Origin of the sequence: Aurantimonas manganoxydans SI85-9A1 (genome assembly GCF_000153465.1) — a bacterium.
Classification (GTDB): domain Bacteria; phylum Pseudomonadota; class Alphaproteobacteria; order Rhizobiales; family Rhizobiaceae; genus Aurantimonas; species Aurantimonas manganoxydans.
Genome location: NZ_CH672387.1, coordinates 3790443 through 3813080, shown reverse-complemented (window position 1 = coordinate 3813080; position 22638 = coordinate 3790443). Strand labels below are relative to the sequence as shown.

The 22638-nt window shown below is 68.6% G+C and carries 15 protein-coding genes; 5 read left to right on the top strand and 10 right to left on the bottom strand.

All coding sequences use genetic code 11. The annotated features are described in order from the left end of the window. The first annotated feature begins 43 nt into the window (after positions 1-43). The 4 genes from cutA to SI859A1_RS17920 all read left to right on the top strand — a co-directional run bounded on the left by cutA (position 44) and on the right by SI859A1_RS17920 (position 3658). Entirely contained in the window at positions 44-364 is a 321-nt protein-coding gene (gene cutA / locus SI859A1_RS17935; RefSeq protein ID WP_040325985.1) for a divalent-cation tolerance protein CutA, read from the top strand. A 1-nt stretch (position 365) separates the two neighbouring features. Next, positions 366-1199 (top strand): tryptophan synthase subunit alpha, encoded by an 834-nt coding sequence (trpA, locus tag SI859A1_RS17930; protein ID WP_009211092.1) that lies wholly within the window; start codon positions 366-368, stop codon positions 1197-1199. A gap of 135 nt (positions 1200-1334) precedes the next feature. Then, positions 1335-2279 (top strand): acetyl-CoA carboxylase, carboxyltransferase subunit beta, encoded by a 945-nt coding sequence (accD, locus tag SI859A1_RS17925; RefSeq protein WP_009211091.1) that lies wholly within the window; start codon positions 1335-1337, stop codon positions 2277-2279. Between the two features lie 44 nt (positions 2280-2323). Further along, a complete protein-coding gene (locus SI859A1_RS17920; RefSeq protein ID WP_009211090.1) occupies positions 2324-3658 on the top strand; it encodes a bifunctional folylpolyglutamate synthase/dihydrofolate synthase in 1335 nt (444 codons plus the stop codon). A 96-nt stretch (positions 3659-3754) separates the two neighbouring features. Here SI859A1_RS17920 and trxA read toward each other — a convergent pair whose 3' ends face one another. The 8 genes from trxA to ahcY form a co-directional block, all read right to left on the bottom strand. Continuing rightward, positions 3755-4075, bottom strand: coding sequence for a thioredoxin (gene trxA, locus SI859A1_RS17915; RefSeq protein WP_009211089.1), 321 nt, complete (start codon positions 4073-4075; stop codon positions 3755-3757). A 54-nt stretch (positions 4076-4129) separates the two neighbouring features. After that, positions 4130-7759, bottom strand: a complete 3630-nt coding sequence (gene addA / locus SI859A1_RS17910; RefSeq protein WP_009211088.1) for a double-strand break repair helicase AddA — start codon at positions 7757-7759, stop codon at positions 4130-4132. Next, positions 7756-10887, bottom strand: a complete 3132-nt coding sequence (gene addB, locus SI859A1_RS17905; RefSeq protein ID WP_009211087.1) for a double-strand break repair protein AddB — start codon at positions 10885-10887, stop codon at positions 7756-7758. Before addB ends, addA begins: the two co-directional genes overlap by 4 nt. Positions 10888-11013: 126 nt before the next feature. Next, positions 11014-12879, bottom strand: a complete 1866-nt coding sequence (locus SI859A1_RS17900) for a putative bifunctional diguanylate cyclase/phosphodiesterase (protein WP_040325984.1) — start codon at positions 12877-12879, stop codon at positions 11014-11016. Positions 12880-13031: 152 nt separating this feature from the next. Next, entirely contained in the window at positions 13032-13775 is a 744-nt protein-coding gene (locus SI859A1_RS17895; protein WP_009211085.1) for a nucleotidyltransferase family protein, read from the bottom strand. Positions 13776-13792: 17 nt separating this feature from the next. Further along, on the bottom strand, positions 13793-15361 hold the full coding sequence (locus SI859A1_RS17890) for a bifunctional tRNA (adenosine(37)-N6)-threonylcarbamoyltransferase complex ATPase subunit type 1 TsaE/phosphotransferase (protein ID WP_009211084.1): 1569 nt from the start codon (positions 15359-15361) through the stop codon (positions 13793-13795). Beyond that, positions 15358-17952 (bottom strand): PAS domain-containing sensor histidine kinase, encoded by a 2595-nt coding sequence (locus SI859A1_RS17885; RefSeq protein WP_244401071.1) that lies wholly within the window; start codon positions 17950-17952, stop codon positions 15358-15360. The genes SI859A1_RS17890 and SI859A1_RS17885 overlap by 4 nt, the downstream gene beginning before the upstream one ends. 393 nt (positions 17953-18345) lie before the next feature. Beyond that, the gene (gene ahcY / locus SI859A1_RS17880) at positions 18346-19746 is read right to left on the bottom strand and encodes an adenosylhomocysteinase (protein WP_009211082.1); all 1401 of its coding nucleotides are present in this window, start codon (positions 19744-19746) and stop codon (positions 18346-18348) included. Positions 19747-19947: 201 nt separating this feature from the next. Between ahcY and SI859A1_RS17875 the strand changes: the two genes are divergently transcribed. Next, a complete protein-coding gene (locus SI859A1_RS17875; protein ID WP_148233888.1) occupies positions 19948-21771 on the top strand; it encodes an aq_1923 C-terminal domain in 1824 nt (607 codons plus the stop codon). Between the two features lie 15 nt (positions 21772-21786). Here the strand turns inward: SI859A1_RS17875 and SI859A1_RS17870 are convergent, their stop codons facing one another. After that, positions 21787-22074: an HPr family phosphocarrier protein gene (locus tag SI859A1_RS17870; RefSeq protein WP_009211080.1), complete on the bottom strand. Its 288-nt coding sequence runs from the start codon at positions 22072-22074 to the stop codon at positions 21787-21789. Between the two features lie 68 nt (positions 22075-22142). Next, positions 22143-22544 (bottom strand): PTS sugar transporter subunit IIA, encoded by a 402-nt coding sequence (locus tag SI859A1_RS17865; RefSeq protein WP_009211079.1) that lies wholly within the window; start codon positions 22542-22544, stop codon positions 22143-22145. Positions 22545-22638 lie beyond the last annotated feature (94 nt).

Genomic DNA, 22638 nt, shown 5'->3' with positions numbered 1-22638 from the left:
AAGCTGACAACGCTGGACGAGCCAGCGAGCGAAGCGAGCCTGCATGACCGACATCGTCGAAATCCACGTCACCTGCCCCTCGCTTGAGGAAGCGCGGGAACTGTCGCATGTCCTGATCGACGGCCGCTTCGCGGCCTGCGTCAATATCGGCAAGGAAGTCGACAGCCGCTATGTCTGGCAGGGCAGCAAGGAGCGCCACGACGAGTGGCCGCTGACGATCAAGACCACGGCGGACCGGTTCGACGCCTGCGCGGCGGCGATCCGCGAACACCATCCCTATGACACGCCCGCGATCTTCGGCTTCAAGGTCGACCACGTGGACGCGGCGACCGCCCAATGGGTCGCCGAGGTGACGAAAGCCTGACATGACGACACGCATCGAAGACCGGTTCCGCGCGCTGAAGGAAGAGGGTCGCCCCGCCTTCGTGACCTTCGTCATGGCCGGCGACCCCGACCACGAGACGGCGCTGGAGATCGCCCGGGCACTCCCGGCGGCCGGCGCCGACATCATCGAGCTCGGCATGCCCTTCTCCGATCCCATGGCCGACGGCCCGGCGATCCAGAAGGCCGGTCTGCGGGCCCTGCAGGCCGGCGAAAGCCTGAAGAAGACCCTGTCGCTGGTGCGCGCCTTCCGCGAGGGCGACCAGACCACGCCGATCATCCTGATGGGCTACTTCAACCCGATCTACATCTACGGCGTCGAGCGCTTCGTTCCCGACGCGCTGGCCGCCGGCGTCGACGGGCTGATCGTGGTCGACCTGCCGCCGGAGATGGACGACGAGCTCTGCCTGCCGGCCCTGCAGAGCGGGCTCAACTTCATCCGTCTCGCCACCCCGACGACTGACGACAAGCGCCTGCCGGCGGTGCTGAAGAACACCTCCGGCTTCGTTTACTACGTCTCGATCACCGGCATCACCGGCTCGGCCGCCCCCGATGCGGACAAGGTCGCCGCCGCCGTCGGGCGCATCAAGAAGCACACCGACCTGCCGGTCTGCGTCGGCTTCGGCGTCACCTCCGCCGATCAGGCGCGCGAGATCGGCAAGGGCGCCGACGGCGTCGTCGTCGGCTCGGCGATCGTCAAGGCGATCGAGCAGTCGCTGGAGAACGGCCGCGCCACCGCCCGCACGGTCAGCGACGTGCGCGACCTCGTCGGCGAGATCGCCGGCGGCGTGCGTGCCGCCCATCTTGCCAAGTCCTGAGCGGGCGACCATGTCCGGGGCGTGACGCGCCCCGTCGACAGGGACGCATGACCGCCTAATTCCTGCGGCAGCGATTGCGCTGCCGCCCCTTGCCGGCAGCGGCTGCCGGACCGATTTTGCCACGGGACAAGTGCCTTGAACTGGATCACCAACTACGTTCGCCCGAAGATCTCGAGCCTCCTCGCCACGCGCGAAGTGCCCGAAAACCTCTGGATCAAATGTCCCGAGACCGGCGAGATGGTCTTCCACAAGGATCTGGAAGCCAATCAGTGGGTGGTGCCGTCCTCCGGCTTCCACATGCGCATCCGAGCCCGCGACCGGCTGAAGGCGTTCTTCGACGACGGCGCCTTCGAGACCATCGAACTGCCCAAGGTCGCGGTCGATCCGCTGAAGTTCCGCGACTCCAAGCGCTATGTCGAACGGCTGAAGGAATACAAGGCGAAGGCCGAGATGGACGACGCCGTGCTGGCGGCGCGCGGCAGCCTCGAGGGCGTTCCGGTGATGGCCATCGTCCAGGACTTCGCCTTCATGGGCGGCTCGCTCGGCATGGCCGCCGGCGAGGCGATCATCAAGGGCTTCGAGACCGCCATCGCCGAGCGGCGCCCGGTGGTGCTGTTCGCCGCCTCCGGCGGCGCGCGTATGCAGGAGGGCATCCTGTCGCTGATGCAGCTGCCGCGCACGACGGTGGCGGTAGAAATGCTGAAGGAGGCAGGGCTGCCCTACATGGTCGTCCTGACGAATCCGACGGCCGGCGGCGTGTCGGCCTCCTATGCGATGCTGGGCGACGTCCACATTGCCGAGCCGGGTGCGGTGATCGGCTTTGCGGGCGCCCGCGTCATCGAACAGACGATCCGCGAGAAACTGCCCGAGGGCTTCCAGCGCGCAGAGTATCTGATGGCCCACGGCATGGTCGACATGGTCGTGCATCGCCACGAATTGCGCTCGACCATCGCCAATCTCCTGAAGCTGCTGACCAGGCAGCCGGCCGAGGCCCTCGAAGAGGAAGCGATCGCGGCCGAGCCCGTTGAGGCGATGGGCGCCGAGCCAGCCGAGGCGCCGGAATCGCAGGCCGCGGGCTGAGCGGCCTTTTTGCATCGCTCCCCGCACTGGCGTAATTCTTTCCGATGACAACGACCTCGCTGGCCGCCGCCGAAATCGATGCCCTGATGCTGAAGCATCCGAAGGGCTTCGACCTGTCCCTCGACCGCATTCGCCGGCTTCTGACCGATCTTGGTGAGCCGCAGCGCAAGCTGCCGCCGCAGATCCACATTGCCGGCACCAACGGCAAGGGCTCCGTCACGGCGTTCTGCCGGGCCATTCTGGAGGCCGACGGGCAGGCGGTGCACGCCCATACCTCGCCGCATCTCGTCAACTGGCACGAGCGCTACCGCATCGGCCGCAAGGGCGAGCCCGGAGCCCTGGTCGACGACGCGATGCTGGCCGAGGCCGTGGCCCGCGCCGCAAAAGCCAATGCCGGTGCGCCGATCACCGTGTTCGAGATCCTCACCGCGGTGACGTTCCTGCTGTTTTCGGAAAACCCGGCCGACGCGGTGCTTCTGGAAGTCGGGCTCGGCGGCCGCTTCGACGCCACCAACGTCATCGAGAAGCCGGCCGTCACGGTCATCACGTCGATCTCGCTCGATCACCAGTCCTATCTCGGCGACCGCGTCGAACTGATCGCCGCAGAGAAGGGCGGCATCATCAAGCGCGGCGTGCCTGTGGTGCTGGGCCAGCAGAACGAGGCGATCGCGCTCGAGGTGCTGACCTCCATGGCCGACCGCGCCGGGGCGCCGCTGCTCGTCTACGGCCAGGACTTCTTCGCTTATGAGGAACATGGACGGCTGGTCTATCAGGACGAATCCGGCCTGCTCGACCTGCCGATGCCGCGGCTGCCGGGACGCCATCAGCTGACCAATGCCGCAACCGCCATCGCCGCATTGCGCCATGGCGGCTTCGCGCCGGCCGACAAGGCGATCGAGGCGGGGCTTTCCCATGTCGAATGGCCGGGACGGATGCAGCAGATCGCCTCGGGTCCGCTCTACCGGGCGGCGTTTCCGGGCTCGGAGCTGTGGCTCGACGGCGGCCACAATCCCGGCGCGGGCGCGGCCATCGCCGAGACGCTGGCTGATCTGGAGGAGCGCGTCTCGCGGCCGCTGTTCCTGATCGTCGGGATGATCAACACCAAGGACCCGACCGGCTTCTTCGCGTCCTTTGCCGGCATTGCGCGGCATGTCTTCACCGTGCCCGTCGGCTCGTCGGACGCGGGCATCGACCCCGACGATCTCGCCGAGGCGGCGATCGACGCCGGTCTCGACGCCGAGCCCTGCGACAGTGTCGAGGAGGCGATCCGGCTGGTCTCCAGCAGTTGGGACGACAGCCGCGCGCCGCGCTTCCTGATCTGCGGCTCGCTCTATCTGGTTGGCGATGTCCTCTCCAGCAGCGGTCTCGCCCCGCGCTGAACTCCTGCGGGCTCTGAGCCCACCACACGAAAAAGGCCCGGGCGATCGACCCAGGTCTTTTTCAGTTCATCGCGATGGCGCTGGACGCTGAGCCGCTCAGGCAGCGCCCTTGTTGATCCAGTCGACGAGCTTCGACTTGGACTGCGCGCCGACCATCGTGTCGGCATGCTCGCCATTCTTGAAGATCATCAGCGTCGGAATCGAACGCACGCCGAACTGGGCGGCGATGTCCGGGTTCTCGTCGATGTTCACCTTGGCGATCCGGACATTGTCCATCTCGTTGGAGATTTCCTCGAGGCTCGGCGCGATCATCTTGCAGGGCCCGCACCATTCGGCCCAGAAATCGACGACGACGGGCTTGTCGCTGCCGAGGACGTCGGTCTGGAAATTGCTGGTGTCGATCTTTGTCGTGGCCATGGTCGGCTCCTAAATCCTGTTCGTCTCGTTACGTAGAAGTCGCCCAGCGCCAAATCAAGCGACGGCGCCGTTCTCTTGACGCTCCGTTGCCGATTGCGTGGACGCCCGGCGGCGCGCGACCGCCTGCTCCATCACCGCTTCCGAGAGGGCGATCAGCCGCGGCGCTTCGGTGAACAGCAGCGCCGCCTCGATCGGCCGGTCCGGATAGAGCGGCTTCAGCATCTCCCGGTAGAGCGCCAGCTGCATGATGTAGGCCGGCGACACCTCCGCTAGGGAAGCGGGCGGTGGCCGGTTGGTCTTGTAGTCGACGATCAGCACGCGCGTTGTGGTGACCGCGAGGCGGTCGATCGTGCCGTTGACCCGGTAGCTGCGGCCGGCAAGCGTGATCTCGCCGGCAACCGGCACCTCGGCCCGGCTGCCGGCTGCGAAGATCGCGGCGAAGCCCGGATCGTCCATGACGGCCAGCGCGGAGGCGACCAGCGCGTCGTGGTCGCCCGCACGCATCTCCGGCGCCGCCGTCGCCAGATAGCGCCGTGCGGCCGCCTCTCGTGCGTCCGCGGCCATCTCCGGCAAGACCTGCAGCAGCTTGTGGACCGCAAGGCCGCGGCGGATGGCAAAGGACGGATCGCCCGTCTGGCTGAGCACCGGGGACACGAAGGCCTGCGCGGCTTCGGGCGGGATTGCGTCGTCTTCGGCGATCTCGGTCCCCTCGCCGGCGGAGGACGGCGACAGCGGTCGCGGCGGCAGGATTTCCGGCGGCAGCGGCGACAGGTCGAGCGGCGCGGGCGCGTCGGGCTGCGAGGGGATCGCGGCAGCCAGCTTGTCGCCTGTCCCGGCCGCGCCGAAACGCCAGGCGATGGTCGCGCCGTCGGCGTCGATCACCGGCTCGCACTCCGCCGACAGGGCGAGCTGGGCCCGCTGCAGCCAGGAATTCTCGTTCGGGCCGCGCACGCCCGAGACGCCGCAGACGACCAGCCGGTCGGCGGCGCGGGTCATGCCGACATAGAGCAGCCGGCGATATTCCTCCTCGGCCCGCGCCTTCTCCGCTTCCTTGAGGGCAGCGATGGCGTCGTTCTCCAGATCCTTGGCGGCACGCCACAGGAAGCCCGGGGACATTCCGGGCACAAGACCGGGCATGTCGGGCCATTCCATCAGCCGGGAGCCATGGGCGTGGCTGAACGGGGCGGAACCGGGATCGACGAGGAAGACGACCGGCGCCTCCAGCCCCTTGGAGGCGTGGGTGGTCATGATCCGCACCTCGCCGCGGCCCTGCTCCATTTCGCGCTTGATCGAGGGCGGGGCGGCGGCCAGCCGCGCGAGGAAGGCGTCGAGGCCGGGTTCGCCCGCGTCCTCGTCGGCCAGCGCCAGATCGAGGAAGGCATCGATCACCTCGCCCGAATCCGAGCCGAGCCGGCGCGTCAGCCGGGCGCGGCCCCCCTCGGGACCGAGAATGCGGGCATAGAAGGCGAAGATGGTCTCGAAGCCCGAACGGGCCCGTAACTCGTCGAGCCGCGTCAGCGCGTAACGGCATTTGGCCAGAAACGCCTCGGTCGTTTCGTCCGGCACGAACTCCGGCACGCGGGCAAGTCCCTCCGGTCCGCAGATCCGCCGCAGGCCGAGCGACAGCGGCTCGTGGCGCTCGCGCGACAGGGCCAGCCCCATCAGGTCGTCATCGGTGAAATCGAAGAAGGGCGACTTCAGGACGGCGGCGAAGGACAGATCGTCCTCGAAATTGGCCACTGTCCGGCCGAGCGCCATCAGGTCCTTCACCGCGATATGGTCGGTGATGACCAGCCGGTCGGCGCCGGCGACGGGAATGCCGGCATCGCGCAGCGCCTTGGCCATGGCCGCGACGAAGCCGGAGCGCTTGCGCACCAGGACGATGACGTCACCCGCCGCCAGCGGGCGCACCGCGCCCTTGTGCGCGATGGGGTCGCCGATCCAGTCGCCGATCTGGGCGGCGATCCGCCGCGCCAGCCGGTTGGCCGGGGAATTGGCCGGCTCGTAGTCGATCGCCTGCAGCCAGTCGCGCGACTGCGGCTGCTCCTCGGCCTGATAGACGGGCCAGATCTCCACCAGGCCCGGCGCCTCGCCCCGCGCCGTCTGGTGCGCCGGCGGCTCGTCGCCCGACGACAGGCCCTTGCGGTTCTCGGCGTCGGCAAAGACGGTGTCCACCGCCCGCAGGACGTCGGCGGCGGTGCGGAAGGACTGGGTCAGCCGCACTTCCTCGAAACGCGCCTCGGCGGCCTCGGCACGCTTTCGCATGGCCCGCTGCTCGTCGGCGAACATGCGCGGCGAGGCGCCCTGGAAGGAGTAGATCGACTGCTTCTCGTCGCCGACGGCGAAGACCGTGCGGGTGACCTCTCGGGCCCCGGCGCCGGCGAAGAACTCCTCCACCAGCTGACGCATCACCTGCCATTGCCGCGGACTGGTGTCCTGCGCCTCGTCGATCAGGACGTGATCGATGCCCTGGTCGAGCTTGTAATGGACCCAGGCCGAGGCGGCCGAGCGGGTCAGGAGCTCGGCGGTCCGCACGATCAGATCCTCGAAATCGAGCCGCCCCCGCCGGCGCTTGAGAATGGCGTAGTCGCGCTCGAAGGCGTCGGCGATCACCAGGGCGGCGGCGCTGGCGCGAAACAGCCGCAGGCTGGCGAGGCGCTCGTCGATCGCCTGGACGTGGTCGGCCAGCTGCTGCAACCGCTCGGGAAAGTCGGGCAGGGCGTCGGCCACCGCCTTTGTGGCGACGCTCGACGGCTTGTAGGGCGTGCCCTTGGCCGTCAGGCACAGCGCCTTCAGCGCGGCGAGCCGCGCATCCGGCGTGCCGGCGTCCCGGAGCGCCTGCAGGCGGTCGCGGAACTTGACGTCGGTCGGCTTGGAACTGGCGGCGGCAAGGCTCATAGCGCTGTCGCAGAAGGCCGCGTCGAAGCTGGGCGCATCGTCTGCCGCCGCGACGATCGCGGCCTCGTCCTCGCCGGGCTGCAGCCCGAGGGCGTGGCGCAGAAGCGCGACCGCCGCGTCGATCCCGCCGGCCTCGTCGAGATGCCGCCGGATGGCGTCGCGCCGGTTGACGATTTCGCCGATGAGCTGGTCGAGGCCCCATTCGCCGGCCAGCGTGAGGGCCGAGGCAAAGGCGTCCGCCAGCGCCGAGGCGGCCTCGTCCGGTGCCTTCCGCGCCGCGCCGGTAATCAGCAGGCGGCGCGCTTCGGCCAGCAGGGCCATGCTCTCGGCGTCGTCCAGCACCTCGAAATGCCCTGGAACGTTCGCTTCGAGCGGAAACTGGTGGAGGATCGCCTCGCAGAAGGCGTGGATGGTCTGGATCTTCAGCCCGCCCGGCGTCTCCAGCGCTTCCGCGAAGAGACGGCGCGCGACGATCATCCTCTCCGGCGTCGGCGGCCTGCCGTCGAGCCGGGCGATCTCCGCCGCGAGATCGGCATCCTCGGCGGTCGCCCATTTCGCCAGCCTTGCGAAGACGCGGCCCGACATCTCGGCCGCCGCCGCCTTGGTATAGGTCAGGCAGAGGATCTTCGACGGCTCGACCTTCGACAGGAGCAGCCGCACGACGCGTTCGGTCAGGACATGGGTCTTGCCGGAGCCGGCATTGGCCGACACGAAGACCGAGCGCTCCGGATCGGCAGCGATGGCCTGCAGCCGCGTCGTTTCGGCAATGCCGGTGAAGCCGCTCATGCCGCGCTCCCTTCGCCGCCGTCGCCGCCCTCGTCGGCACCGATCGACCATTCCTGCGCCCGGGCCAGATGATCGTAGGCACCGGAGAAATCGCCCGCGATGAAGGGCCGTGTGCGCGAGCGGAAGGGGGTCGCCGCGTTGCGGAAATTCGCCACCAGGCCGCGGAACTTGGCCAGGGCCTCATCGCTGAGCGCGTCGGGATCGACCGGCTCGCCCTTGCGACCGCCGTCACTGGCGAGATGGTCCTCGTAGAGCGTGCGTTCGCGCAGGCGGACATAGACGAGGTCGGAAATCGCCGAGGCGGTGCCGGCGTCGGCAAAGGCGCCGAGCTTGGCCATGGCGCCTTCCAGCGGCAGTTGCGGGGCCAGCAGCGCGCGGGCCTGCGAGACCGACGGTGTCGTGCCGGTCTTGAAGTCGAGGATCTCGGTCGAGCCGTCGGCCATGACATCGACGCGGTCGGCCCGCCCGCGCAGCGTCGTCGCCAGGTCGGTGAAATCGTAAGCGCCGCCGATCTCGGCATGGCGCGTCGCCACACGGGGCCCGCGCTCGCGCTCCCAGGCGATGAAGTTGGCGCACAGCGATTCTGCGCGCGGCCACCACACGGCCTCGATGTCCGGCGGCAGCATCTCCTCATCAAAGCGCTCGCGGGCGATGGCGAGGATCTCCGCTTCGGCATCGCCCGCGTCGGGATCGTGGCCGCGCTGGACGAAGCGGCCGAGAATGTCGTGGAAGAGATTGCCGCGTTCGGCGGCGTGCGGATCGCGCATCAGTTCGGGCAGCGGCTCGAGATTCATGATCTTGCGGGCATGGATCGCGTAGGGATCGCGGATCAACGTCTCGACATCGGTGATCGAATAGGAGGTCGGCCGGCGGTCCAGCGGCGGGCGCGGCTCGGGGCGGGCCGCGCGGATGTCCTGTCCGGCATCGGCCGGCGCGTCGTCGAGCCGGCGGGCATGATCGAGATAGGTCTGTCCGGCGGCCCGCAGACGCGCGGTGCCGTCCTCGCCGGCCAGAGTCGTCAGCCGCTGCAGCCAGCGCGAGGCGATCGCCGGAGCGCCGCCGGCACGCCGCGAACGTGTGATGACGACCTTTCGGGCGCCCATCGCCATCCAGAAATCGTGGGCGGCCAGGCCGATGCGCCGCTCCGGCGGGTCGAGCGCGATCTCGCGGCGCATCAGCCGCGACAGGAAGGCGCCGCTCTTGGTGCCGCCGGGCCAGGTACCTTCGTTGAGGCCGCCGAGGATCGCCATGTCGACGCTCTGCAGCCGCGCCTCCAGCGTGCCCCAGACGAAGGCGCGGGCGGAGAGGCCGCCGCGCGGCTTGACCGTGACGCCGGCGATCAGCGCATCGATGACGTCGCCGAGTTCGCGCGACGCGAAGCCGAAGCCGGTGTCGGGCGCCCGCACGATGTCGCTCAGGAACTCGACCATCGCCCGGCCGGCCTCCTCGGCATAGACTTCGGAGGCGTCCTCGTCGGCATCCGCCGCCACGGCCTCGAGACAGCGTGTCAGCGCGGTCGCATAGGCCGCGATCTCGCGTTCGGTCCCGTCGCGCAGGGCGGACAGCGGTTCCAGCGCCGCCTCCAGGCGGTCGGCCATGATCTGGGCCAGTTCGCGCTCGGCCTCGGGCAGGATGCGGACCGGCCGCGGCATGTGGGTCGCCGTCTCCAGCATCCTGCGCCGCGCGGCGACGATGGCGCCGAGGCGGGCGCCGTCAGGAATGCCGACCGAACCGCGCAGGGCCAGCATCTCGATGGCGCGGGCGGCGCGGCGGGCCTCGGCAGCAGGCATGCCGAGCCGGGTCAGCGGATGCTTCAGAAGCGCGATCAGGGCGATCGGGTCGCCCGGCTGCAACGCAACGGCGGCGAGGGTGGTCAGCAGCGTGCCGGGCGGCGTGGCCGCCAGCGGCCGGCCGCCGGAATCATTGGCGGCGATGCCGAAGCGGGCGAGTTCCGAGACGACCCGGCGGGCGAGATTGCGGTCCGGGGTAATCAGCGCCGTCGTCGCATCCGGATCGGCCAGCGCCGCGCGCATTGCGCAGGCGATCGCGAGGGCCTCCTCGCGTTCGTCATTCGCCTCGACGAGAGCGAGACCGTCCAGGGCCTCTGCGCCGTGATCGCGCGCCGTCTCGCGCCAGCGATGGGTGGTTTCGGCGGGGCGCAGCGCATCGGCGACGAAAGCCTCGCGGGCGGTGAGGGCAGGCTCCTCGTTCGGAGCCAGATGCGTCACCGCCTCCGGTGGCAGGGCGAAGCGGGCGAGGATGGTCTTCAGGCCGTATTGTGGATGGCCGGGCGCCGAGATCGCGCCCTCGCGGGAGATCGCGGCGAAGGCCTCCGGATCGAGATGCCGGTCGAGACCGGGCAGCACCAGGGCGCCATGCTCGAGATGGGCGATGGCGTGCATCAGTTCGATCGTCGCGGGGGCGGTGGCGGTGGAGCCGGCGAGGATCACCGGACCGATGCCGGGATCGCGCCGCAGCCGCTGGGCCTCGGCCCGCAGCCAGACATTCTTGGCCGTGGCCTCGCTGACCCGGCCGGCCTCGGCCAGCGCCTGTGGCCAGGTTTCCGTGACGATCGACAGGAACGTGACGGTGAGCTGCCACCAGTCGGACAGGGCGTCGGGAGCAAGGCCCGCGAGCTTACCGAGGCTGGTGCCCTCGGTCTCGACCTCGTCGAGCAGCGCGCCAAGATCGGCCGCCAGCCACAGGGCGTCGGCGGCGGAGGCCGGCAGCACGGCCTCTTCGCCGATCAGCGCCTCGAATTCACGGCCGCGCGTGACCGAGCGCCATTGCCGAGCGAGGCGCGCGAGCTGCAGACGCCGTTCCAGTTCGCCCATGGACGGTTCCAGCGACGGCCGCTCGCCCTCGGGCGCGAACTGGCTGGCCTCGTCGCTCTCGCCGATCGGCCGGATGGCGGGGAGGATGGCGCTGCCGGTGCCCAGAAGCCGGGCGAATTCCCCGGCCAGCGCGCGCGCGGCGCGGCGGGTCGGCACGTAGATCGTCGCGCCGGCCAGGGCCAGCGGATCGCCCGTATAGCGGAAGGACGGCACGATGCGACCGTCGAGCAGGCCTTCGGCAAGCGTGGCAAGGAAAGGCCGTCCCGGCGGGATCGAAAAAAGGTTGGCGGTCATGCACCGAGTCTAGGCCAAGCCCGGACGATTCGCACGGGCCAGTTGCCGGCGCGGCCCGATTGCACGGGGGGTCCCGGCGGGGCGAGCGGCGTTCGCGCCGGTTCCTTGCGGCGCGCGGTATTGGTCTCAGGACGCCTCGGCCCAGCCCTTTGCGACGACCGGCGGCTGCGCCTTGCGTTGGGCGAAGAGCTGCAAGAGGTCGGTGGTGCTGTTGAAATCGGCGGGGCGGGCGAAATGGTAGCCCTGGCCGAGAACATAGCCGAGCTCGTTCAGCCGTTCGGCCTGTCCTGCATTCTCGATCCCCTCGGCCACGACCCGCATGCCCAGCTTGTCGGCGATGCCCATCAGCCCCTCGATGATCGCGCTGCTCGGCGCGTCGGTGAGCATCTGGTCGACGAAGGAGCGGTCGATCTTGATGATGTCCACCGGCAGCTTGAGCAGGTGGGTGAGGGAGGCGAAGCCGGTGCCGAAATCATCCAGCGAAACCAGGACGCCGAGGTTGCGAAGCCGCGTCAGGCTCTCGGCGACATCCTCGCCGAGCCCGTCGAGGAAGACGTTCTCGGTCACCTCGACGACGAGCTGATGATACGGCACCCCGGCCGCCTCGAAGGGCGCGAGGAACCGCGCCTCCAGATCGCCGGATTCGAAATCTGCGGGGGCGAGGTTGATACCCACATGCTGGATCGGCAGGCCGCGAGCGATCCAGGCCGCGAGATCGCGGGCGATCTGCGCGAACATGCGCTCGCTGATACGCGAGGCGACCTTGTTGTCGGAAAAGGCCGCCGAGAAGGCCCCCGCGGCGACGATCCGCCCATCGGGCGTGACCATGCGCGCCAAGGCTTCGAGCCCGACGATTTCGGCCGTGTCGAGCCGGACGACGGGCTGGTAGTAGGTCAGGATCCGGTCTTCCGACAACGCCTGGTCGACCTCGCGGATGGTCTCGACCCGTTGCATGATGGTGGTCCGCAGCTCGGCATCGAAGGCGACGTAGCTGCCGCGGTCGGTTTCCTTGGCATGGTAGAGCGCGAAATCGGCGTTCTGCCGCAGCGTTTCGGCGTCGCTTCCGTCCGGACCGTAGACGACGCCGCCGAGCGTGACCTGCGGCACCATCATGTTGCCGTTGCACTCGAAGGGCGGGCTCATCCGGCGACGGATCGCGTGGGCGATCCGCGCGAGCTCGGCATGATTGCGGCAGGGATCGCAGACTACAGCGAACTCGTCGCCGCTCAGCCGGTAGGCGGCACTGACGGCGGCGGCGTCGCTGTCGCGCAGGCGTTGGGCGACCTCGCGGATCAGCCGGTCGCCGACCATGTGGCCCATGGAATCGTTGATCGCCTTCAGATGGTCGATGTCGACGAGGATCAGCGCGAAGCTCGGCGACGTCTCGAGCGCCAACGCGGTGATCGCCTCGTCGAAACACCGACGGTTGGGCAGGTTCGTCAACTGGTCGAAATAGGCGAGGTGATGGTTGTGCTGCTGCATCTGCGTGTGGGCGATGGAGATCGTGCACAGATGCACGCAGGCATCAACGATCTGTCGCTCGAACGCGCTCGGGCCGCGCTGGACCGGATAATAGAAGGCGAAGGTTGCGGCGACGCGTCCCGAGGAATCGCAGATCGGGCTCGACCAGCAGGCCCTCAGCCCCAACGGTAGCGCGAGCTGCGCGTAGCCGAACCAGAGCGGGTCGGTGGCGATATCGGTCACCACGACCGGCTCGCCACGGAATGCCGCAGTGCCGCACGAGCCGGCACTTGGCCCGATGTCTAGCCCATTCAGCGCTTCGCAGTAATGCGCGGGCAGCGACGGAGCCGCCAGAGAGCGCAGCTGGCGGTTCTCGTCGATCAGAAGGATCGAGCAGATCACGCCGGGCGCCAGGCTTTCGACGCGCGCGCACAGGAGGTTGGCAATGACGTGGAACTGCGAACCCAGGGCAATCGCCTCGAGGATTTCGGTCTGCAGCTGTTGCAGCGCGAAATGGCCGTCTGTCCGCATCAAATCCACCCGTCTTGTGCTCAGGCAGCACTCTGCGGGCCGGTGCGTTAGAAAAGGCTCAACGGCAGCCCTCGGAATGCAAACACAAATAAGTGTTCAGCGAGGTGATCTGTTTGTTTTGCAGTGGTAAACCGTCGGCGACGCGCAGCGGCTCAGGCGGCGGCGCTGGCGATGAAGGCGGCCTCCGCGAGAGGGATGGCGCCGGGCGTTCCGACCGTGATCCACAGGCCGCCGAGCCGCACGCCATAGAGGCGGTCGGCGTCGATCAGATCGTCGAAGACGCGGTTCAGCGAGAATTTCTCCGGCTTCATGCCGGCGAAGATCTCGGGCTTCATGATCGCGACGCCGGCATAGATGAAGGGCGACATGTCGCGCTCCTCGACGCGGGTCAGCCGGCCCTCGACATCCATGACGAAATCGCCCTTGCCGTCGTAGCCGGTGGCCTGCTGCATGTCGGCGATCAGCAGCGACATATCCATGCGCGCCGGGTTCCACAGATGCGCCATCAGATCGAGATTGTCGCGGTAGCCGTCGATCCAGAACGTGTCGGAATTGATCACGTAGAAGGGCTCGGATCCGAGCTCCGGCAGCGCCTTGACGATGCCGCCACCCGAATCCAGCAACTCGTCCTGCTCGTCGGAGACGATGATCTCCATGTCCTTGCGCTTGCGCAGATGCGCCCGCATCAGATCGGCCATGTAATGCACGTTGACGACGACGCGCTCGACGCCGTTGCGGGCCAGCGCATCGAGCCCGTAATCGATCAGCGCCTTGCCCCGGATCTCGACGAGGGGCTTGGGAATGGTCGAGGTGATCGGCCGCATGCGCTTGCCGAGGCCGGCGGCCAGAACCATGGCGGTCTTGGGCTTGAAGGGCGGGGTGGTCGTCAGGGTCATGCGGCTCTTGTCCGGGCTCAAAGGGGGCGCTGCGTCGGTGCCTCGTCGAGGACGCCCCAGTCTTGGTACAGATCGCGCAGGGCCGTCAGGGACGGGTGGTCGAGCGTGCGCGCCAGATAGGCTTTAATCCGTGGGATGTGACGGAGATATTGCGGCTTGCCGTCGCGTTCCAGCAATCGCACGAATATTCCGAGGATCTTGGATCCCCGCTGGGCCGCCATGATGGCGTAGGCGCGCTCGAAACCGGAGGCGTCGAAACCCGCATCCCTGGCGCGCAGCGAGACGTAGTGCGCGGTCAGCCGCGCCTCGAGTTCGGCCGACACGTCGACGCGGGCATCCTGTGCCAGCGAGGCGAGATCGTAGGCGGCCGGGCCGATCAGCGCATCCTGGAAGTCGATGAGGCCGATCCGGGCGAGGCCCTCTTCAGCCGGGCGCCAGATGATGTTGGGCGAATGGAAGTCGCGCAGCACCAGGCTGGTCTCCGCATCGTCCAGCGCATCGAAGAGGCCGTTCCAGATCTGCGCGAAACGCGCCGTCTCGTCGGGACTGGCCGATCGACGCCGGGCATGGGGAAGATACCAGTCGGGCAGGAGGTCGACTTCCATGCGCATGGCGCGGCGATCATAGGGCGGCACCGTGTGGCAAACGCCATCCGCAACCGGCATGGCCGAGTCCCAGCGGGTCCCGTGCAGGGCGGCGAGCGCCTCTGCCGCAGCCTCGTAGCGTTCGGGGACCGGGCGGCCATCGGCGTCGAGCAGGGTCTGGCTGCCCAGATGCTCGATCAGCAGGAGGCCGGCGTCCAGATCGGCACGGTGGATCCGCGGTGCCGCGAAGCCCTCAGCGGACAGCGCATTGGCAACGGCCACGAAGGGCGCGACGTCCTCGGCGAGATGGGCGACGCGGCTGTAGGGCAGGCCGTCGCGGATGGGCGGGCCATCGGGCTGGCGCGGAGCGTCCATGACCACCAGCGTCAGGCCGTCCCTGTCCACCGTCTCGTAGCGGCGGCTGGAGGCATCGCCTCTGAAGCGGCAGCGGGGTTGTTCCGCGCAGCCGGCTTCCGCGAGGAAGCGGCGGATCGCCAGCGAACGCAGGATGCGGGGCGTCGCCTCGGCGTCGGCGCTCACATGGGCGGTCCGGCCGCCGCCGGGGGTATTGTCCAGCGTGACCGTCACCGTGGCCGCGGCCAGCGCCGACGGGGCGTTCTGAGGCCATTCGACGAAGACGATGCCGTCCCGCGCCATTTCCTCGAAGCCGAGTTCGTCCAGTTCGTCGTCGCCCGACAGGCGGTAGAGATCGAGATGCGCCGCCGGCGGAACCGTCTCGTAGGGCTGCACCAGCGTGTAGGTCGGCGACGGCACCTCGAGCTCCGGGTTGTCGGCCAGGGTGCGGATCGCGGCGCGTGCGAGCGTCGACTTGCCGGCGCCCAGATCACCGATCAGCGCGACGACGTCGCCCGCCGTCAGGGCCAGCGCCAGATCGCCGCCGAGCCGCAGCGTGGCGGCTTCGTCAGCCAGCGGAATGCGGACGATCTCGACGAGCGCGTCCGGCGCGTCGCTCGCGATCGTTGCCGGGCGTGAGGCATTCATTCGGCGGCGTCCTCGAAAGCCTGATCGTCGCCATCGTGGCGCAGCGGGGCAGCCGGGTCGAGCGGGAAGTCGCAGATCACCGTCGTTCCCTCGTCCGGCGCGGACTGGATGCAGATCGTGCCGCGATGCAGTTCGACGAAGCTCTTGACGATGGACAGGCCCAGCCCCGCGCCGGAATGGCGCCCGCCGGCCGGATTGGATTCGAAGCGCTCGAAGACCCGGTCGATCTGGTCCGCCGGAATGCCCGGGCCGCGATCGGTGACGGCAAAGGAGATGGCGCGCGGGCCGCGTGTGGCGACGACGTCGACGGCAGTGCCGGCCGGTGCGAAATTCGCCGCGTTCGACAGGAGGTTGAAGAGGATCTGGGTGAGACGGTGGCTGTCGGCCATGAAGGTCTCGCCGGCCTTGGCGAGATCGATCCGCAGCGTGACCTCGGCTTCCTCCAGCCGCTCCCTGATGCCGTCGGCCGCGTGCTCGACGGTGCTGACGATGTCCACTTCGGACAGGTCGAGCTCCATGATGCCGGCATCGACCGTGGCAAGGTCCAGGATGTCGTTGACGATGGTCAGGAGCGAGCTGGTGGAGACGGCGATGTAGTCAAGATACTCGCTCTGGCGTTCGTTGAGCGGCCCGGTCTCGGTGGACCGCAGCAGCGCCGAGAAGCCGATGATGTTGGTCAGCGGCGAACGCAGCTCGTAGTTCACGTGCTGGACGAAGTCGTTCTTGATCTGGTTGGCCTGCTCCAGGGCCTCGTTCTTCTCGCGCAGCATCCGTTCGGCCTGACGCGCGTCGGAGATGTCGGAGAAGGTCAGCATGGTCTGGCCGTTGGGCAACGGCACGATGGCGAAGGCGATGGTGCGGCCGGAGGACAGGATCATCTCGCCGGTCTCGGTGTCGCGGCGGGTTTCGTCGAAGGCGGTGACCGACTGGCAGAACAGCGGCCAGCCGCCGACGGCGGACGCCGTGCCATCGGTGTCGGCGGAGGAGATCGTGCGGCGGATCGCGACGCTGGCGAGATCGGACAGGGTGTGGATGCGCGGCCGTGACAGGAGGTAGTCCGGCTTGAGCCCGAACAGCTCGGCGAAGGACGGGTTCGACAGCCGCAGGCGGCCGTCGCTGCCGAACACCGCGACGGCCTCCGACAGATAGTCGATGGTCTCGCGCTGCAGCTGGACCGTGGCCTTCACCTGGCTTTCCAGATCGAGCTTCTCGGTGATGTCCTCGAAGATCCAGGTGGCGCCGCCCTGGGGCTGCGGCGTGGCGATGACGCGCAACGTGCGGGCGTCGGCCAGATGCCACATCGTCTCGGTCGGCTCGGTCGCCCGGTAGGCGGCGAGGTCCTGGTCCTGGATCTCGCTGCGGAACAGCTTCTCCACCGGCAGGATGCCACGGGTGCGCAGATGGTCGAGGAGGGCGAGATGGTCCGGCTCCGATTCCAGATAGGAATTGGTCAGGTCGAACAGGCGCTGGAAGGCGGCGTTATGGTAAGTAAGACGCGTCTTGTCGTCGAAGCGGGCGACCGCCGTGGTGAGCTGGTCGAGGGTCTCGGACTGGCTGTTGATGGTCTGGCGCAGCTCCATGCGGACCTGCTCGGTCTCCGACACGTCAATGGCAAGGCCGGCCGAGCCGAGCGGGCCGGTGGCTTCCACCACCGCGAAATTGCGGCGGTCGGCCGCGACCACGGTCGAGAGCTTGTCGGAGAAGACGGCCTGTTCGGACAGCCGCGCGGCGATCGTCAGGCGATCCTGCTCCGACAGGAACTCCACCTGCCGCTCCAGCGTGTCGGCCGCCTCCTTTGCGTCGACCGAGGCCGCATAGGCGTTGTTCACCCAGCCGAGGCGGCCGTTGCGGTCGCGCAGCCAGACCGGGATCGGCGCGGCGTTGAACAGGTTCTGCATCGTCTCGATCATCGCGAGCGCATCGGCGCTGGCGATCTCGGCCTCGCGGGCGCGCTCGCGCAGGCCTTCCAGGGCGACGAAGCGGACGACGGCAAGGCCGCCGATGGTCTTGCCGGAGGCTTCGATCAGGCGGCCATGGGGCAGGTCGATCTCGATACTGAAGGGCTCGGCGTCGTGGCGCAGCGCGGTGATCGCGGTCTGCAGCCGCAGCGCGACGTCGGCAGCCATCCAGTCGCCGAAGGACAGGAAGCGCTTTTCCTCGACCGGGGCGCCGGCGGGGCCGGGCAGAGCGCCGAGGATTTCCGGCGCGCCGGGGCCGGAATAGACCAGAAGCCGCTCTTCGCCGGCGGTCAGAAGCATGGTGCGCGCTTCGGCTTCGGCCCGGCTTTCGGCCAGGCTGGCGCGCAGCATGTCGTTCTCGGTGGCGGTCGCGGCGCGCTGGCGGATCAGGAAGACCGCGCTCAGCATCGAGGCCCCGATCAGCATGGCAACGAGGGCCAGATAGAGAATGTCGGCCGGTCCCAGCATGGTGTCGACGCCGCCCGCCAGCGACAGAAGCTGGGCCGAGGCCGGCGAGGGAGCCAGTGCCAGGATGGCGAGGCCGGAGCCGATGGCCCGCCGCCGGGACGGCGATGCGGGTGTGTGCGCGTGTCGGTCTGCCGTTGCGGTACGGCGCCCGTCGCAAGAATCCATTCGTGTCCGGAAAGCGCCGCCGCGCCCGGATCCACACCCCTCGTTCATTCCGTCAGTCCCCGTTCGTGTCAGCCAGCGTATCCCGGCGTCCTTGTCCCGGCCGCAGGCGCCATACCGCACGCACCGCCGCTGCCGGTGGCCCGGAATGGTGATGCGAATGTGGGATTCGCATTCATCCGGAGCCGAAGCCAGAACACCGGAAGTGCCCTGACGAAACGCAAAGAAACGCTGACGCAGCGACCGGTCCACCCACCGGCAGCTGCGATTCGGACATAGTAGCCACTGCGGAATCCTGCGCAATCCACAACAACGCGGCTGGCGGAAAAGAAAAAACCGCCGGGACGGCTTGCGCCCCGGCGGTTCGTCTGATTCGGGTCCGGTGTCCGGACGGGATCAGTAGCGGTAATGCTCGGGCTTGTATGGGCCCTGCTGTTCCACGCCGATATAGGAGGCCTGCTCGGCGGACAGCTCGCTCAGCCTTGCGCCAAGCTTGGCGAGATGCAGACGGGCAACACGCTCGTCGAGATGCTTCGGCAGGACATAGACCTCGTTGCCGTACTTCTCGCCCTTGGTGAACAGCTCGATCTGCGCCAGCACCTGGTTGGTGAAGGACGCCGACATCACGAAGGACGGGTGGCCGGTGGCGTTGCCGAGGTTCAGCAGACGGCCTTCCGACAGCAGCAGCATGCGGTTGCCCTTGGCGAACTCGATCATGTCGACCTGCGGCTTGATGTTCGTCCACTTGAGATTCTTCAGCGCGTCGATCTGAATCTCGTTGTCGAAGTGGCCGATGTTGCCCACGATCGCCATGTCCTTCATCTCGCGCATGTGCTCGATGCGGATGACGTCCTTGTTGCCGGTCGTCGTGATGAAGATGTCGGCGCTGGAGACGACGTCCTCGAGCTGAACGACCTCGAAGCCGTCCATGGCGGCCTGCAGCGCGCAGATCGGGTCGACTTCCGTGACCTTCACGCGGGCGCCGGCGCCCTGCAGCGAGGCCGCCGAGCCCTTGCCGACGTCACCGTAACCGCAGACGACGGCGACCTTGCCGGCCATCATCACGTCGGTGGCGCGACGGATGCCGTCGACCAGCGATTCCTTGCAGCCATACTTGTTGTCGAACTTCGACTTGGTGACCGAGTCGTTGACGTTGATCGCCGGGAAGGGCAGCAGGCCCTTCTTCTGCAGCTGGTACAGGCGGTTGACGCCCGTGGTGGTCTCTTCGGTCACGCCCTTGATGGCGTCGCGCTGCTTGGTGAAGAAGCCCGGGGTGGCGGCCATGCGCTTCTTGATCTGTGCGAAGAGGATCTGCTCTTCCTCGTTGCCCGGGTTGGACAGCACGTCCTCGCCGGCTTCGGCGCGGGCGCCGAGCAGGATGTACATCGTGGCGTCGCCGCCATCGTCGAGGATCATGTTGGACGGCTCACCATCCGGCCACTGGAAGATGGCGTCGGTGTAGGTCCAGTATTCCTCGAGGCTCTCGCCCTTGATTGCGAAGACCGGGATGCCCGCCTCGGCAATCGCCGCGGCGGCATGGTCCTGGGTCGAGAAGATGTTGCAGGAGGCCCAGCGCAGGTCGGCGCCGAGATCGCGCAGCGTCTCGATGAGAACGGCGGTCTGGATCGTCATGTGGAGCGAGCCGGTGATGCGCGCGCCCTTGAGCGGCTTGTCGGTGCCGAACTCCTCGCGGCAGGCCATCAGGCCCGGCATCTCGGTCTCGGCGATATCGAGTTCCTTGCGGCCGTAGGCGGCGAGGGAGATATCCTTGACGACGTAATCCTGTGCGTTGGCCATGTGCAATCCATTCGTACGGTGGGAAATCGGGTGGTCGGCCGGGGTCTCCCCCGGTCGCATTGGCAGCGATCTACCAGTCTTGAGCCTTTCGGACAAGGGGACATAAACATTTGCTTATGTCTTGATTGGATGCGTCGCGCTTTGCCTGCGCCGGTTTTGGGGATAGCGTGCCGCGGCAATGCGCGGGAGGAGGAGACGGTGATGGGCCTGAGGTCTGGCATGCTGGCTGCGGGCCTGTGCGGGCTCCTTGTCGCGAACGGCCCCGTCGAGGCGGCCGGTGGCAGGGAGGGGGCGCTTGCGGACAGCCTGTTCGAGTTCGCGCTGCCCTATTCGCCCTATCTGTTCGACCTCGCCCTCTATGCGGGCCGGGGCGTCGCCGAGATCACCTACGACGCGCGCCGTTACGACGATGTGACACAGGCGCTGATCGTGACGGGTCTGAAGATCCGACGCGACGATTTCACCGCGGAGATCGGCCAGATGCGCCTGTCCGCCGAACAGGCGGTCTATGAGTCCGTCGCCGTGGACACTCGTGCCTTGCCACTCGATCCGCCCGTGCGGGCGGTCCTGCAGCGGCTCGACCGGGAAGTCTTGACCGGCGACATCGTCGTGGCCGGCCGCACCGACGTCGCGGCTGCCGACTACGATCTGCAGGCGTCGGTTGCGATCGATGGGGTGGGAACCCTCGACCTGTCCGCCGATCTCCGCGGCTTCCACATCCTCCTGCCGCTGGACGAGTTCGAGGGCGGCGCGGGAAGCGACGATCCGATGCTGGCCGGCCGGCTGCAGTCGGCGGAAGCGAGCTTTACCGACGCCGGGCTGGTGGAGGCGCTCTACCACGTCGTCGGCGCGATGCAGGGAATGACCGCCGATCAGGCCCGCGGCACCGCCGGCATGATGGCCGGCATCGGCGTCGCGGCGGTGTTTGCCGACATGCCGGGCGCGCCCGACCCGCGACTGCAGGCCATGGCTCGCGAGTGGTCGGCGAGCGTCCAGGCGTTCCTGGCAAAGCCGGACCGGCTGAGCCTGCGGCTGCAGCCCGCCGCACCCTTCGATCTCGCCCGGCTGACTGGTGATGCACCGGTGGGCGCCGCCGAGATCGTGGCGCTTGCACCATCGGTTGCCGCCGGGCCGGCGCCGGCCATCGCGCTGCTCGATCCCGATGCCCTCGTGTCTGGCCCGGACGCCGACCTTGCCGCGGTGCTGACGACGGCTGACGCCCTGATCGCCGGCCGCGGCGTGCCGCAGGACATCGTGCAGGCGGTGACGATCCTCCTGCCGGCGGTGGAAAAGGACAACCGGGCGGCCATCGGGCTCCTGGCCCGTGCGCTGGCGCTGAACCCGCGCGTCGCGATCCCGCAGGACGGCCTGCGCGGCGCCTATGTGGCGCTGCTGCTGGCGCGGGCCGACGGGATCGCCATCGCCGACGACAGTCTCGCGTCGGTCCAGGGGCGTCTCAGCCCGGAAGAGGTGGCCGCCGCCGAGGACGATGCACAGCTGCGCTGGCGCCGGACGCCCGCCGGTGAAGCCCGTCACGCGGCGGAAGTCGCGGCCTTCGGCCAGCGCGACTGGGCGGCGATCCGGCGGCTGGCCTTCGGCTATTACGAGGGCATCGAGACGCCGCGCAACGGCATGCGGGCCTATGGCTGGGCGACGATTGCGGCGGCCGGTGGCGACCGAATTGCCGCGGGCCTGCGCGACGATCTGGTGGCTGCGGTGAATACCGGCCGCTTCATCCTGCCGATGGAGCGGGCCAAGGCCGCCACCGCCGATCTGTGGAAGCTGCTGATTGCCGAGGCACCGGATGCCGCCGACGCCGAACCGGCGCCGAACAGCGGCGAGGCCACCGGAACGGACGGCGCGGAGATGCCCGCTGCCCGCCCGGAGGCCGGTCAGGCCGGAAGCGAAGACGCTGGAGAAGGCAGCACGGGCGAAGAGGGCACGAAGACCGTACCCGAGCCGGACACCCGTGAGGAAGACGCAGCCGCAAGCAAGCCGGGCGATGCGGTGCCGCCGGCCGACTGACCGGGCGCAGCGCGGCTAGCTGTCCTCCCCGAAACGGTTGGCGACGAGGGTCTCGATCGCATCGAGCGCGGCGTCCGCGTCATTGCCGGTGGCGGCGACCTCGATGGTCGTGCCCTTGCTGGCGGCCAGCATCATCAGCCCCATGATCGACTGGCCGCCGACGGTCATGCCGTCGCGCGAGATTGTCAGCTCGGCATCGAACACCTCGGCCGTCTGCACGAAGCGCGCCGAGGCGCGGGCGTGCAGGCCGCGCTTGTTGACGATGGTGAGGGTGCGGGGCGGCGGGGTGTCGGGCCGGGTCATCGAATGGGGCCTGCCGGCATCGGCCGGGGCGGGGCAATTGGTATCGCTCGGAGTGCCGGCATTGGTGCTCACTTGCCGCTCAGGACCCGGCTGGCGACGTTGATGTATTTGCGGCCGGCTTCCTGCGCCTCGACGAGGGCGACCGCCAGCGGTTTTTCTTCGCGCACGCTGGCCAGCTTGATCAGCATCGGCAGGTTGACGCCGGCCAGGACGTCGACGCGGTTGCCGTCCATGACGGAGATGGCGAGGTTGGAGGGCGTTCCGCCGAACATGTCGGTGAGAATGATCACGCCGGCGCCACGTTCCGCCCGGGCGACGGCCTCGACGATATCGACGCGTCGCTGCTCCATGTCGTCCTCCGGGCCGATCGAGATCGTCTCGAAGGCGTCCTGCGGGCCGACGACGTGCTCGACCGCGTGACGGAATTCATCGGCGAGCCGGCCATGGGTCACGAGTACCAGACCGATCATACGCCGTCCCTCACGCTAGTCTGGCCCGGCATCGCGGCGGCCTCCCTGAACTGCTGGGCCGTTCGGCCGCATGTCTGCTGCGGGAGATGCGGCA